Origin of the sequence: Rhizobium mongolense USDA 1844, assembly GCF_000419765.1 — a bacterium.
Classification (GTDB): Bacteria; Pseudomonadota; Alphaproteobacteria; order Rhizobiales; family Rhizobiaceae; genus Rhizobium; species Rhizobium mongolense.
In genome coordinates this window covers 16,434-28,466 of the sequence record NZ_ATTQ01000019.1, presented here as the reverse complement: position 1 = coordinate 28,466, position 12,033 = coordinate 16,434, and the positions used below count along the sequence as shown (strand labels likewise).

Sequence of the window (12,033 nt, the reverse complement as noted above, 5' to 3'; positions counted from 1 at the left end):
CCATGGCGGTTCCCGCAACACAGACGAATGCAACGCCGCGGGTGGTACTGTCCGCCCGCGGCCTTCGCCGGGATTTCGGCGGCTTCACGGCCGTCAAGAATGTCGATCTCGACGTGCACGATGCAAGCGTCCATGCCCTCATCGGACCGAATGGCGCGGGCAAGACGACGGTTTTCAACCTGCTGACCAAGTTCCTGCAGCCGACGCACGGCACGATCACGCTGATGGGGACGGATATCACCAGGACACCGCCGGACAAGGTGGCGCGCATGGGGCTGGTGCGTTCCTTCCAGATTTCGGCGGTCTTCCCGCACCTGTCGGTGCTCGACAATGTGCGCGTCGCCCTGCAGCGACCGAACAACCTCTCCACCCAGTTCTGGCGGCCGGTCTCTGCGCTCGATCGCCTGAACGACCGCGCCGAACAGTTGCTGGCAAGTGTCGGTCTTTCCAAGGAGCGCGACCATATCGCCGCCGATCTTTCCTACGGCCGCAAGCGCGTACTGGAGATCGCCACGACGCTTGCGCTCGATCCGAAGGTTCTGCTTCTCGACGAGCCGATGGCCGGCATGGGGCAGGAGGACGTCAGCGTCGTTTCGGCCATCATCCGCGAGGTTGCCCGCGTCCGCGCGGTACTGATGGTCGAACACAATCTCTCCGTCGTTGCGAATATCTGCCAGCAGGTGACCGTACTTCAGCGTGGCGAGATCCTCGCAGAGGGCGACTATGCCTCCGTCAGCCAGGATCCGCGCGTCCGTGAGGCCTATATGGGCACGGAGGAAGGTTGATGGTTGCCCTGCTGGAAATTCGGGGCCTCAATGCCTGGTACGGCGAAAGCCATATCCTACACGGCGTCGACATGCGCGTTGGCGAAGGTGAAACGATTACTATCCTCGGCCGCAACGGCGTCGGCAAGACAACGACGCTTCGCACGATCACCGGAATCGTCCAGGCCCGCAAGGGCAAGATCAGCTTTGGCGGAGCGGATATGATGCAGGTGCCGCTGCACAAGACCGCACACAAGGGCATCGGCTTCGTGCCCGAGGAGCGCGGCATCTTTTCGACGCTGAGCGTGTCGGAAAACCTGCTATTGCCGCCCGTCGTTGCCGAAGGCGGCATGAGCCTCGACGAGATCTACGAACTTTTTCCGAACCTCTACGAGCGCCGCGCGAGCGCCGGGACCAAGCTTTCCGGCGGCGAGCAGCAGATGCTGGCGATCGCTCGTGTCTTGCGCACCGGTGTCAAGATGCTGCTGCTCGACGAGCCGACCGAGGGTCTTGCGCCCGTCATCGTCCAACGTATCGGTGAGGTCCTGAGGAAGCTGAAGGAGCGCGGCATGACCATACTCCTCGTCGAACAGAATTTCCGCTTTGCAAGCCGCATTGCAGACCGCTTCTATCTGATGGACCATGGCCAGATGGTATCCGAGTTCCCGGTCGGCGAATTGCCGCAGCGGATGGATACGCTGCACCGGGTGCTGGGAGTCTGATGCCATGACGATGATATTCGGCATTCCCGTTCAGGCACTACTCGGCCAGTTGCTGATCGGCCTCATCAACGGCTCTTTCTACGCGCTTTTGAGCCTTGGCCTGGCAATCATATTCGGCCTGTTGCGCGTCATCAATTTTGCCCATGGCGCGCAATATATGCTTGGCGCCTTCGTTGCCTATCTGATGCTCGCCTATGGCGGCATCGGCTATTGGCCCGCACTGGTTCTTGCTCCGCTTGCAGTCGGCCTTTTCGGCGCCGTCGTGGAACGGCTCTTCTTGCGGCGGCTCTATGATCTCGATCCACTCTACGGATTGCTCTTCACGTTCGGCATGGCGCTCGCGATCGAAGGGACCTTCCGCTATCTCTACGGGTCTTCCGGCCAGCCCTACGCCACGCCGTCAGCCCTTGCCGGTGGTACCAACCTTGGTTTCATGTTCCTGCCGATCTATCGCGGCTGGGTGGTCGTCATGTCGTTGGTGGTCTGCATCGGCACCTGGCTTCTTATCGAGAAGACCAAGCTCGGAGCCTATCTTCGGGCGGCGACGGAAAATGCCGTGCTTGTGCAGGTGTTCGGTGTCAACGTGCCGGTTCTCCTGACGCTGACCTATGCGTTGGGTGCCGGTCTTGCAGCCTTTGCCGGCGTACTGGCTGCACCTATCTACCAGGTCTCGCCGTTGATGGGGTCCAACATCATTATTGTCGTCTTCGCCGTGGTCGTGGTTGGCGGCATGGGCTCGATCATGGGGGCGATCGTCACCGGCTACGTTCTGGGCGTTGCGGAGGGGCTAACCAAGGTTTTCTATCCGGAAGCCTCGAACATCGTGATCTTCGTGATCATGGCGATCGTGCTTCTCGTCAGGCCCGCGGGCCTCTTCGGCCGGGATGCGTAAGATGACGGACATCACCGAAACCATTCGTGCAGAAAAGAGCCGCACCGCACTGTCGGTCCAGGCCGGCTTCCTGATCATCGGCCTTTTGCTCCTGCTGCTCGCGCCGTTCTTCTTCTACCCTATCTTTTTGATGAAGCTGCTGTGCTTTGCGCTCTTTGCCGGCGCGTTCAACCTGTTGCTCGGCTATACCGGCCTGCTTTCATTCGGGCATGCGACCTTCTTTGGCGGGGCCGCCTATTTCACTGCCTACACCGTCAAGGCATGGGGGGTGCCGCCGGAACTCGGCATCCTGATCGGCGTTGCAGGTGCTGCACTCCTCGGCCTCGTCATGGGCTACCTCGCCATTCGCCGTCAGGGCATCTATTTCGCGATGATCACGCTTGCGCTTTCGCAGATGTTTTTCTTCTTCTGCCTGCAGGCGGAATTTACAGAAGGCGAGGACGGCATCCAGTCCGTCCCGAGGGGGCATCTCTTCGGCTTCATCGATTTGAATAATTCGACCAGCATGTACTACTTCGTCCTGGCGGTCTTCGTCATCGGCATGCTTTTGATCTGGCGTTTCATCCATTCGCCCTTCGGCATGATCCTGAAATCGATCCGGGAAAACGAGAACCGAGCGATCTCGCTCGGCTATTCGGTGGCGCGTTACAAGCTCGGCGCCTTCGTGATGTCGGCAGCCCTTGCCGGGTTGGCGGGAGCCTTGAAGTCGCTGGTCTTTCAGTTCGCGACGCTGACGGACGTCGCCTGGCAGATGTCGGGCGAGGTGATTTTGATGACGCTTCTCGGCGGCATCGGCACGCTGATTGGTCCGATCTTCGGGGCGGGGCTTGTCGTGACACTGCAGAACTATCTCGCGACATCGGAATTCCCCGTTACGATCATCACCGGCGTCGTTTTCATGATCTGCGTGTTGATCTTCCGTCGCGGGATCGTCGGCGAATTCTACGCCTCGTGGATCGGCCGGAAACTGGGCTTCGTGTATCGCCGTTGAGCGGCCGGTGACATCAGATGGATCGCTACGACTATATCATCATCGGCGCTGGCAGTGCAGGCTGTGTGCTGGCGAACCGCCTATCCGAAGACCGCAATAACCGTGTGCTACTGCTGGAAGCCGGCGGCAGCGACAACTATCACTGGATACACATACCGGTCGGCTATCTCTACTGCATCAACAATCCGCGCACCGACTGGTGCTTTACCACGGCACCCGAGGAAGGGCTGAACGGCCGGGCTCTGGGCTATCCGCGCGGCAAGGTGCTCGGCGGCTGTTCGTCGATCAACGGCATGATCTACATGCGCGGCCAGGCGCGTGACTACGACCTTTGGCGGCAGATGGGATGCAGCGGCTGGAGCTGGAGCGATATTGTGCCCTTCTTCCGCAGATCGGAGGATCATTACCGCGGCGCGGACGAGATGCATGGTGCGGGTGGCGAATGGCGCGTGGAGAAAGCGCGAGTGCGCTGGGCCGTGCTCGACGCCTTCCAGCAGGCGGCTCGGGAAGCCGGCATTCCGATTACGGAGGATTTCAACCGCGGCAGCAACGAAGGCTCCGGCTATTTCGACGTCAACCAGCGCTCCGGTATTCGCTGGAACACGGCAAAGGCCTTCCTCCGGCCGGCTATGAAGCGCACCAATCTGACTGTTCTGATGAAGGCGCAAGCGCGGCGGCTGCTTGTGGAGGAGGGTGCCATTTCCGGCGTCGAGTTCCAGCACGACGGCACGGCCAAGCGCGCATATGCGGCCAAAGAGACGATCCTTTCTGCCGGTTCCATCGGCTCGCCGCATATCCTGGAGCTCTCCGGCATCGGTCGCGGCGACGTGCTCAACAATGCCGGCGTCGATGTCGTTACCGAGGTCAAGGGGGTCGGGGAGAACCTGCAGGACCATCTGCAGCTTCGCCTCGCCTACAAGGTCACCGGCGTGCCGACGCTGAACGAGAAGGCGACAAAGTTGATCGGCAAGGCGGCGATCGGGCTCGAATACCTGATCCGCCGTTCCGGGCCGATGGCCATGGCACCGAGCCAGCTTGGCATCTTCACGCGCTCGGGGCCAGACAAGGAAACACCCGACCTGCAGTATCACGTACAGCCGGTCTCGCTCGACAAGTTCGGCGATCCGGTGCACGCCTTTCCGGCGATCACCGCAAGCGTCTGCAATCTCAGGCCGGAAAGCCGCGGCTCCGTGCATCTTGCAAGCCCGGATTTTGCAACGCAGCCGACGATTGCCCCGAAATACCTCTCGACGGAGCGTGATCGCGACATAGCTGTTCGATCGATAAGGCTGACACGGCGGATCGTTTCACAGCCGTCCTTTGCGCGTTTTCAGCCCGAGGAGTTCAAGCCCGGTCCCTCCTATCAGACGGAGGCCGATCTGGAGCGGGCCGCGGGCGACATCGGCACGACGATCTTCCATCCGGTCGGAACCTGCCGGATGGGCGCAGACAAAGACAGCGTCGTTGATCCGCGGCTGAAGCTGCGCGCGCTCGCCAAGCTCAGGATCGCGGATGCCTCCATCATGCCGTCGATCACGTCGGGCAATACGAATTCTCCAACGATCATGATCGCCGAAAAGGCGGCCGCGATGATCCTCGAAGATAACAGATAGGGAGGCCATGATGGCACGGATCGCATTTATCGGGCTTGGCAACATGGGCGGGCCGATGGCGGCCAATCTCGTCAAGGCCGGGCATGAGGTGACGGGATTCGATCTCGCCGCGCCGGTTCTCAAGGCGGCAGAGGAAACCGGCGTGAAACCCGCGAGCCACGTGAGCCAGGCGGTGGCCGGTGCCGAGACCGTCGTCACGATGCTGCCGCAAGGTAAACATGTGCTGACCGCCTGGCCGGACATTCTCGCTTCCATTCCCGCCGCAACGCTGGTGATCGACTGCTCGACCATCGACGTCGAAAGCGCGCGCAAGGCCCATGCCATGGCCAAGGCGGCAGGCTGCCTTTCGCTCGACGCCCCCGTCTCCGGGGGAACGGGCGGGGCTGCGGCGGGAACGCTGACTTTCATGGCAGGTGGTTCGCAAGAGAGTTTCGCCAAGGCCAAGCCGATCCTTGAAGCCATGGGCAAGAAGATCGTTCACTGTGGCGAAGCGGGCGCTGGGCAGGCGGCCAAGATCTGTAACAATATGATCCTCGGAATTTCGATGATCGGCGTCTGCGAGGCTTTCGTGTTGGCTGAAAAACTCGGCCTTTCACACCAAGCGCTTTTTGATGTTGCATCGACATCGTCCGGTCAGTGCTGGTCCATCAATACCTATTGCCCGGTGCCGGGACCGGTTCCGAGCTCGCCGGCAAACAATGCCTATAAGCCGGGCTTTGCCGCTGCCTTGATGCTGAAGGATCTGCGCCTTTCGCAGGAGGCGGCACTTTTGAGCGGCGCATCAACCCCGCTTGGTGCCGAAGCCGCGCAGCTTTACGCACTCTTCGAAAAGCAGGGCAATGGCGGAAGGGACTTTTCCGCCATCATCGAGATGTTTCGCAGCAAGGTCTGATTATTTCGCGACGAGCGAAAGGTGCAGCTTGCTGGTCTCGCCGAGAAGGATGTCGATCTCGCCCGGCGAACTCAGTTCGATCGCGCCACAGAGGGTACCCGTCGTAATCAGTGCTCCCGCTTTCAGCGCGCTTTTCGGCCGCAACCTGTCATTGGCGTAGCCGACAAGCCAGGTGAGCACGTCACCCTTCGGATGCTGCGCGGGGGCATCGTAGAGCGGCTGGCCGTTGACAGTGACTTTCAGCGGCGTTCCGGTCGCCGTGTCGATTAGCGTTTTCGACACGGGTGGACCAAGCACATAGCCGCTGTTGCCGAGGCGATCGGCAAGGAAAAGCAAAAAGGAGGCCCTGCCGCTTTCCTGAATGGCGGAAACCAGGAGTTCTGCGCCGAGATGGACGGTCGCGACTGCATCGGCGACTTCGGCGCGGCTGTAGCCGCTATCGCGGATCGGCAGATCCGTGCCGAGCCGAATGGCAATCTCCGCTTCAAATTTCATGCCCTCCGCCCAGGGAATTTCGGCGCCGGAATCGGCTTCGATATAGGGATGAAGCGGCGCAGCCACAGCCTGGCCATCCGGCGAGGCCGCCACTTTCCACGCATTGCTGGTAATGCCTTGCTCGGCGGCAAGGAAATTCTGCGCGTCCATGGCGTGGCGGAGGTCGGTTGGAAGTGCGAAATCGGCGGTCGGCACCTGCTTGCCCGCGTTGTGGAGGCTGCGAAGCCGCGCGGCAAGGGCACGCGGATCGAAGACCGCGTTTAAATCCGTCATGATATTTCCTCCGCCTGAGTTTGAACGACCCGACATTAGCTGCCGGCCTAAGATCAGGTAAAGAGCACGGATGGAAAGACCGTTATGCCATCGCTGCATGCCAGGCGCAGCGATAGTCCTTGAGACCGGCAATTGCGGCCGGCGTGAAACGTCTTTCCGGACCGGGCGCGGGTCTGATACCGGTAAGCAGTGCGGCGCCCTGGCTGGTGCCGGTCGAGCCGGGCAGCGCGATCACGTCGCGTCCCATCAATGCCGCGAGAACCTTGAGATACGTCTCGTTCAGCGCGAACGGCCCTTCGACGATGACAGGCCCATTGGCGCCGATCAGGCCGAGGCAGGCCTCGGTCATCAAAGCGAGGTAGAGACACATGGCGGCGTAGCGTTGCGCAGGGCTTGCGCCATCGGCATTCAGCCAGTGCCTTTTGCGGTCGGGAAAGGGGCCGGAGCCGGGGGCCACGTTCGGCAGCAGCATCAGGTTTCCTGCAACAACCGGGCCGACAGCTGCCGCAACGTCTTCAAGCGGAACATTGCCGATTTCTGCTGAAAGAATTTCGAACTCGCGGCCACCCATGAAGCGGGAGGACGGCACGGCCCGGCCATAGGCATCGACATTGGCGAGCGCATCGCGCTTCGGGTCGAGATGGGTGAGATCGCCGCCGACGCCGAAATTTATAACCCATGTGCCAGTCGAGACAACCGCAAAGGGCGCCGTGCGCGCGACGAGATGCGGCAGCAGCGAGGCGTTGGAATCATGGATGCCGCAATAGACCGGGATCTCTGCGGTAAGGCCGATCTCGGCGGCTATGTCCGGCAGGACGGGGCCGAGTGCGTCGAAAGCCGAGCGGATCGGCGCCATGAGATTGCGAATGCCGAGCCGATCGACGAGCGAGGAATATTCGCCTGTTTTCGGGTTCCAGAGATCGGTATGGCAGCCGAGCGAGGTCAGTTCGTTGGCTGTAACGCCCGTCAGCCGTCCCGCCCAATATTGCGGATAGGTGACGATCGTTGCCACCTTCGCGAATTCCTGCGTAAAGGCGGTCTTCTGATAATGAAGCTGGGCGCCGACATTCAGTCCCATCGACTGGCGCGGTGAATAAGTCTCCGAGAAGGGAGGGCGCAGCGCCGTATAGGCGTCTCGGATCTCTTGCGGATATTCATGCTCGTAATCGAGAACCGGCATCGCAAGCTTGCCGTCTGCGCTGAGCAGTGCTGCTGACGCGCCATGGGTCGTGATCGAAATCGCATCGAATCCCGGCTTTGCCGCGAAAGACTTCAGCGCATCGATCGCAAATCCCCAAATGCTCTCGATATCATAGCGCGGATAGATTCCGGACCGGATAACTGTATTCGCCGTCTTTGCGGCTGCGATTTCCATGCCGGTTTGGCTGTCGAGCACGACGACTTTTGCATTCGTCTTGCCAATATCGAGAACGGCGATACGCCGGTAAGCGGGCGGTTTGCTCATGGCATGTGGAAGACGGTGACAAGGTCGCTCTGTAGGGGTGAATTGTCCGGATTGGTTTCCATGATGTCGGCCATATGGCCCCACCACTTTTTCATGAGGGGATGTTCCGGCAGGCTCGCCATCGTGTGATCTTTCGGCCGCGTCAGCACGCCGAAGAGCGTGTTCGTGTCGCGGTCGAGATGGATCGAATAGTCACTCGCGCCGGACTTGTGCAGCAGCTCGACGAGCTCCGGCCAGATCTCGTCGTGCCGCTTCCTGTACTCGGCCTCCATGCCTGGATTGAGTCTCATCTTGAAGGCGTGTTTTTCAAGGGTCATTTGGAACTCATGGCTTTGATACGTCGGGCGATAATCGGAATGGCAATGGTGATGATGAGCAGCAGGCCGATGAAGATCGACATGACGATGCCCGGAACGTTGAGCAGGCCGAGGCCGAAAGTAACGAGACCCATGACGAAGGCCGCGATGACGACGCCGCCGATCGTGCCCGAGCCGCCGAGGATCGAGACACCGCCGAGCACGACCATGGTGACGACTTCGAGCTCCCAACCCTGCGCAATCGAGGGACGGGTGGAGCCAAGGCGCGAGGTGAGGCACACCGCTGCAATACCGCTCATGACACCGGTCAGCATGAAGAGGATGAATTTCACGCGTTCGACCGGAATCCCGGAGAAGCGGGCAGCAAAATCGTTATTGCCAATCGTATAGACCTGGCGGCCAAAGTTCGTGGCGTGCAGCAAGATGGCAAAGAGGATCGCCAGCACGAAGAACAGCACGAATTCGAAGGAGAGGACCCAGACGACATAGCCTTGGCCGAAGTAGGCGAAATCGGCCGGATATTTGCCGTAAGCCTGGTCCCCCAGCACGATATAGGAGATGCCGCGGAAGAGGCTCATCGTGCCGATGGTGACGACGATCGACGGCAGTTTCAACACGGAGACGAGGACGCCGTTGAAAACCCCGCAAACCAGCCCAGTACCGATGCCGATCAGCACGAGGCCCGGTGTCGCGATGCCGGCCTGCGCGGCCGCCCCCATGGCCGTCGATGCAAGCGCGATGATGGCTGCAACCGAAAGATCGATCTCGCCTGCGATCACAAGCAGCGCCATGGCAAAGGCGATCATCGCTTTTTCGGTGAAATTGAAGGTTGCGTCCGAGAGGTTCCATGCATTCAGGAAGTAGGGCGATGCCAGGGAGTTGAAGACGAAGATCAGGATGGCAACGCCGAAAAGCAGCACTTCCCAGCTGGCCATGATGCGGCGCAACGGTGTGCCGAGACGATCGGGAATCACGCGCTTTTCGGTTGGGGCGGAAACGGTGTTCATGCGACGACCTCGGCTGGAGTTTCTGCAGCTGCCTTGTCGCGCAGGATGATACGGCCGCGACTGCGCTCGCGTCGGGCATTGAAGACGACGGCGAGGATGATGACGGTGCCTGAGATCGCCATCTGGGTGAAGGGCGAGATACCGATGACGGGAAGCGCATTCTTGATGACGCCGAGGAAGAGTGCGCCAAGCACCGTGCCGATAACTGACCCGACTCCGCCGGCGATCGAGATGCCGCCGATGACGCAGGCGGCGACGCTATCGAGCTCGAAGCCGCTGGCGATATCGACATAGGCGACCGCGTAACGCGAGACCCACAGGTAGCTTGCAAGGCCGGCGAGCGCACCGGACAGCACGAAGGCCAGGAATTTCGTCCAACCGGTATCGATTCCCGCATAGACGGCCGCCGTCGGGTTGCCGCCAGTCGCATAGGCCGATCTGCCGAACTGGGTATATTTCAGCAAAATATACATCAAGAGCACGATTGCGATCCCGACCCAGCTCAAAACTGGCAGGCCGAGGAGCGGCGTGCGGGGCACGGAAAGGAAGGTCGGTGTCATCTGGTGGGCGTTCACCCAGGCACCGCCGGAGAGCACGAAGGCCATGCCGCGATAGATGGTCAGCGTCCCGAGCGTGACGACGATCGGGGGGATTTCAAGGGCCCAGACAAGAAAGCCGTTGATCGCACCGAGGCAGGCGCCGATCGCAATCGCTGCAAGGATCAGGACGACCAGCGGCAGATCAGGAAAGGCGGCATTCATCATCGCGATTGCCATGCCGGTGAAGGCGAGATTGGCGGCGACCGAAAGGTCAATCGATTTCGTGAGGATAACGGTCATCTGCGCGAGCGCCAGGATGATGAGGATCGAGGTATCGTTGAAGATGCCGGCGAGGTTGGAGGGCGTCGCAAAATCTGCAGCGCGCGCCGAAAAGACCGCGATCATCAAGACGATGATGAGGAAAAGCAGGGTTTCGCGTTTTCTGATCAGTCGTGCCATTCCATCACCTCATGCATTTCCGGTCGCTGCGCGCACCAGCGTCTCTGGCGAGAGCTCTGCGCGCTCAAACAGACCGACCGACAAGCCCTCTTTCATCACCAGGACACGGTCCGACATGCCGATGATTTCCGGCAGTTCAGAGGAGATCATGATGATCGAGAGCCCTTCGGCGGCAAGCTCGCTGATGAAGCCGTGGACCGCCGCCTTGGAACCGATATCGATGCCCTTGGTGGGCTCATCGAGGATGATGACCTTGGGCTGCGTCGCCAGCCATTTTCCGATGACGACTTTCTGCTGGTTGCCGCCAGACAGCGTGCCGACGGGGACGGACAGTGCGGCTGCGCGAAGGTCCAGCCGCTCGGCGTATTTACGCGCGAGCGCAAATTCGTTGGCGGCCTTCAGGAAACCCTTGCGCGAGGTGCGCGTCAGTGAAGGCAGCGTCATGTTCTGATAGATCGGCATCGGCAGTGCCAGGCCGTGGCGGCCGCGCTCTTCCGGCACATAGACGATGCCGGCACGGATGGCGTCGTGCGGCGATGCCATCGAAATTTTCTTGCCGTCGAGCATGAGCCTGCCGGAGAGCGGCTTGGTGATGCCGAAAAGCGACTGGCAGAGTTCCGAGCGTCCAGCGCCGATCAGGCCATAGACGCCGAGGATTTCGCCCTTGCGAAGCGTGAAGGAAATATCGCGGAACTCCGTGCGGTGACAGTAATCCTGGACTTCGAGAACGGGGCCGCCGATCTCTACTGGAGACTTCGGAAACACGTTCTCGACATCGCGGCCGACCATGAGCTTCACGATCGCGTCCTGCGGCGTTTCCTTCAGCCTGCCGTTTCCGACAGCGCGGCCGTCACGGAAGACGACGAAGTTGTCGGCAATCTCGTAAAGTTCGTCGAACTTGTGGCTTATGAAAAGGATCGCCTTGCCCCTTTCCTTCAGGCCCTGAACGATGCGGAAGAGATCGTCGATCTCCTTGCGCGAAAGGGCAGCCGTCGGCTCATCCATGATGACGATACGGGCCTCGATCGATAGCGCGCGGGCAATTGCCACCAGATGACGTTGTGCGATCGAGAGGTCCTTCAGCCGGATTGTCGGATCGATGCTGCTTTCAAGTGAAGTCAACAGCCCTTTCGAGCGGCTGTTCATCGCCTTCCAGTCGATGGTGCGGAATTTTGTGCGCGGCGCATGGCCGAGGAAGATGTTTTCGGCAACCGTCAATTCGTCGAAGAGGACAGTTTCCTGATGGATGGCAGTGACGCCCGCATCGATTGCGGCCTGAGCGCTTGCGAAGGTGACGGGCTGGCCGTCGACGATGATTTCGCCTTCGTTCGGCCGGTAGATGCCGGTCAGGATCTTGACGAGCGTGGATTTGCCGGCGCCGTTTTCGCCGATCAGCGCCGTGACTTTACCGGGGTAGAGCGTGATGCTGACATTGTCGAGCGCCTTTACACCGGGGAAGATCTGTGAAATGCCCCGCATTTCGAGGATGGCGGGCGCATCTGCGGTCTTGCGGTCCGTGACGGGTTGTTGAAGGGCAGTGTTCATCAGCGCTTTACCGGTGTCGAATGAGAAATCCCGGCGGCCCCAAAGCCGCCGGGCTTTAT

General features: G+C 60.6%; 12 protein-coding genes. 6 read left to right on the top strand and 6 right to left on the bottom strand.

The features are described from left to right. The first annotated feature begins 2 nt into the window (after positions 1 to 2). From A3C3_RS0128025 to mmsB, 6 genes are read left to right on the top strand one after another with little or no spacing between them, the layout of a single operon-like run. Positions 3 to 785 (top strand): ABC transporter ATP-binding protein, encoded by a 783-nt coding sequence (locus A3C3_RS0128025; RefSeq protein ID WP_022717891.1) that lies wholly within the window; start codon positions 3 to 5, stop codon positions 783 to 785. Continuing rightward, positions 785 to 1,486, top strand: coding sequence for an ABC transporter ATP-binding protein (locus tag A3C3_RS0128020; protein WP_022717890.1), 702 nt, complete (start codon positions 785 to 787; stop codon positions 1,484 to 1,486). Before A3C3_RS0128025 ends, A3C3_RS0128020 begins: the two co-directional genes overlap by 1 nt. Before the next feature lie 4 nt (positions 1,487 to 1,490). Then, entirely contained in the window at positions 1,491 to 2,378 is an 888-nt protein-coding gene (locus A3C3_RS0128015) for a branched-chain amino acid ABC transporter permease (RefSeq protein WP_022717889.1), read from the top strand. 1 nt (position 2,379) lies between these two features. Further along, positions 2,380 to 3,369: a branched-chain amino acid ABC transporter permease gene (locus A3C3_RS0128010; RefSeq protein WP_022717888.1), complete on the top strand. Its 990-nt coding sequence runs from the start codon at positions 2,380 to 2,382 to the stop codon at positions 3,367 to 3,369. Positions 3,370 to 3,386: 17 nt separating this feature from the next. Next, on the top strand, positions 3,387 to 4,982 hold the full coding sequence (locus A3C3_RS0128005; protein WP_022717887.1) for a GMC family oxidoreductase: 1,596 nt from the start codon (positions 3,387 to 3,389) through the stop codon (positions 4,980 to 4,982). Between the two features lie 10 nt (positions 4,983 to 4,992). Continuing rightward, positions 4,993 to 5,874 (top strand): 3-hydroxyisobutyrate dehydrogenase, encoded by an 882-nt coding sequence (gene mmsB / locus A3C3_RS0128000; protein ID WP_022717886.1) that lies wholly within the window; start codon positions 4,993 to 4,995, stop codon positions 5,872 to 5,874. Here mmsB and A3C3_RS0127995 read toward each other — a convergent pair whose 3' ends face one another. From A3C3_RS0127995 to A3C3_RS0127970, 6 genes are all read right to left on the bottom strand, one after another. Continuing rightward, positions 5,875 to 6,642, bottom strand: coding sequence for a fumarylacetoacetate hydrolase family protein (locus A3C3_RS0127995; protein WP_022717885.1), 768 nt, complete (start codon positions 6,640 to 6,642; stop codon positions 5,875 to 5,877). Positions 6,643 to 6,724: 82 nt separating this feature from the next. Then, positions 6,725 to 8,107 carry an FGGY-family carbohydrate kinase gene (locus tag A3C3_RS0127990; RefSeq protein ID WP_022717884.1) on the bottom strand — a complete coding sequence of 461 codons (1,383 nt, stop codon included), beginning with the start codon at positions 8,105 to 8,107 and terminating at the stop codon, positions 6,725 to 6,727. Beyond that, complete coding sequence (rhaM, locus tag A3C3_RS0127985; protein ID WP_022717883.1) at positions 8,104 to 8,424, bottom strand: L-rhamnose mutarotase; 321 nt, start codon at positions 8,422 to 8,424, stop codon at positions 8,104 to 8,106. The genes A3C3_RS0127990 and rhaM overlap by 4 nt, the downstream gene beginning before the upstream one ends. After that, entirely contained in the window at positions 8,421 to 9,431 is a 1,011-nt protein-coding gene (locus A3C3_RS0127980) for an ABC transporter permease (RefSeq protein ID WP_022717882.1), read from the bottom strand. The genes rhaM and A3C3_RS0127980 overlap by 4 nt, the downstream gene beginning before the upstream one ends. Then, positions 9,428 to 10,429 carry an ABC transporter permease gene (locus A3C3_RS0127975; protein ID WP_022717881.1) on the bottom strand — a complete coding sequence of 334 codons (1,002 nt, stop codon included), beginning with the start codon at positions 10,427 to 10,429 and terminating at the stop codon, positions 9,428 to 9,430. The genes A3C3_RS0127980 and A3C3_RS0127975 overlap by 4 nt, the downstream gene beginning before the upstream one ends. A 9-nt stretch (positions 10,430 to 10,438) precedes the next feature. Then, positions 10,439 to 11,974, bottom strand: coding sequence for a sugar ABC transporter ATP-binding protein (locus tag A3C3_RS0127970; RefSeq protein ID WP_028740070.1), 1,536 nt, complete (start codon positions 11,972 to 11,974; stop codon positions 10,439 to 10,441). Positions 11,975 to 12,033: the final 59 nt, after the last annotated feature.

Excerpts from the sequence above, each read along its gene's own strand:
- A3C3_RS0127970 (WP_028740070.1), bottom strand. The coding sequence starts at position 11,974 with ATGAACACTGCCCTTCAACAACCCGTCACGGACCGCAAGACCGCAGAT.
- A3C3_RS0128010 (WP_022717888.1), top strand. The coding sequence starts at position 2,380 with ATGACGGACATCACCGAAACCATTCGTGCAGAAAAGAGCCGCACCGCA.
- A3C3_RS0128005 (WP_022717887.1), top strand. The coding sequence starts at position 3,387 with ATGGATCGCTACGACTATATCATCATCGGCGCTGGCAGTGCAGGCTGT.
- A3C3_RS0127980 (WP_022717882.1), bottom strand. The coding sequence starts at position 9,431 with ATGAACACCGTTTCCGCCCCAACCGAAAAGCGCGTGATTCCCGATCGT.
- A3C3_RS0128015 (WP_022717889.1), top strand. The coding sequence starts at position 1,491 with ATGACGATGATATTCGGCATTCCCGTTCAGGCACTACTCGGCCAGTTG.
- A3C3_RS0128025 (WP_022717891.1), top strand. The coding sequence starts at position 3 with ATGGCGGTTCCCGCAACACAGACGAATGCAACGCCGCGGGTGGTACTG.
- mmsB (WP_022717886.1), top strand. The coding sequence starts at position 4,993 with ATGGCACGGATCGCATTTATCGGGCTTGGCAACATGGGCGGGCCGATG.
- A3C3_RS0127990 (WP_022717884.1), bottom strand. The coding sequence starts at position 8,107 with ATGAGCAAACCGCCCGCTTACCGGCGTATCGCCGTTCTCGATATTGGC.
- rhaM (WP_022717883.1), bottom strand. The coding sequence starts at position 8,424 with ATGACCCTTGAAAAACACGCCTTCAAGATGAGACTCAATCCAGGCATG.
- A3C3_RS0127975 (WP_022717881.1), bottom strand. The coding sequence starts at position 10,429 with ATGGCACGACTGATCAGAAAACGCGAAACCCTGCTTTTCCTCATCATC.
- A3C3_RS0128020 (WP_022717890.1), top strand. The coding sequence starts at position 785 with ATGGTTGCCCTGCTGGAAATTCGGGGCCTCAATGCCTGGTACGGCGAA.
- A3C3_RS0127995 (WP_022717885.1), bottom strand. The coding sequence starts at position 6,642 with ATGACGGATTTAAACGCGGTCTTCGATCCGCGTGCCCTTGCCGCGCGG.